Source organism: Aquibacillus saliphilus, from assembly GCF_020404745.1.
GTDB classification, from domain to species: domain Bacteria; phylum Bacillota; class Bacilli; order Bacillales; family Amphibacillaceae; genus Aquibacillus; species Aquibacillus saliphilus.
Genome location: NZ_JAIZAP010000041.1, coordinates 1 through 826, shown reverse-complemented (window position 1 = coordinate 826; position 826 = coordinate 1). Strand labels below are relative to the sequence as shown.

General features: G+C 48.8%; 2 tRNA genes and 2 rRNA genes. All 4 read left to right on the top strand.

Annotated elements, in window-relative coordinates:
- Window positions 1–99: ribosomal RNA gene (locus LD272_RS21315) — 16S ribosomal RNA — on the top strand; the annotation flags it as partial.
- 156 nt (window positions 100–255) lie between these two features.
- Window positions 256–332: transfer RNA gene (locus LD272_RS21310), tRNA-Ile, on the top strand.
- Between the two features lie 7 nt (window positions 333–339).
- Window positions 340–415, top strand: a tRNA-Ala gene (locus LD272_RS21305).
- Between the two features lie 289 nt (window positions 416–704).
- A 23S ribosomal RNA gene (locus LD272_RS21300) occupies window positions 705–826 on the top strand; the annotation flags it as partial.

The window sequence follows — 826 nt, the reverse complement described above, 5'->3', positions numbered from 1 at the left end:
TAACCTTTTAGGAGCCAGCCGCCGAAGGTGGGGCTGATGATTGGGGTGAAGTCGTAACAAGGTAGCCGTATCGGAAGGTGCGGCTGGATCACCTCCTTTCTAAGGAAACATTCGCAGGAGTGAAAACGACCGTTTTTACGGAAGTAAAGCCCCTGCGAACGGAACAGCTCTTACGAGCTGAAACATACTTGGTTGTTTGGTTCAGTTTTGAGGGATTGATACTTAAATTCCATATAATTCATCCCACAATAGGATGGGCCTGTAGCTCAGCTGGTTAGAGCGCACGCCTGATAAGCGTGAGGTCGGTGGTTCGAGTCCACTCAGGCCCACCATCCAAACGGGGCCTTAGCTCAGCTGGGAGAGCGCCTGCCTTGCACGCAGGAGGTCAGCGGTTCGATCCCGCTAGGCTCCACCAAAATACAACTTGTACCTTGAAAACTAGATAAGAAAGATCAGGAAGTGAAAGCGACTGTTAAATAGCGCATGGTTTACCTATACGCTATTCTAGTAGAAGCTGGAACGAAACTGATGACAAGACATCAAAGCAACAACGAACAAACTTTTTTACTGTGATTAGGAAGCGGAAGTGACCGGTTAGTAGCGTACGAATAAATCAACTTGCGAACAGTTCCCCGAAGTTGGGAACGGGTAGTAAGTTGATTAGTGAGCTAGCTACTGGGAACAGAAGCTAAACTGATAAAGTTAGTTAAGTGAAGAAGGGCGCACGGTGGATGCCTTGGCACTAGGAGCCGAAGAAGGACGGGACAAACACCGATATGTCCTGGGGAGCCGTACGTAGGCATTGATCCAGGAATTTCCGAATGGG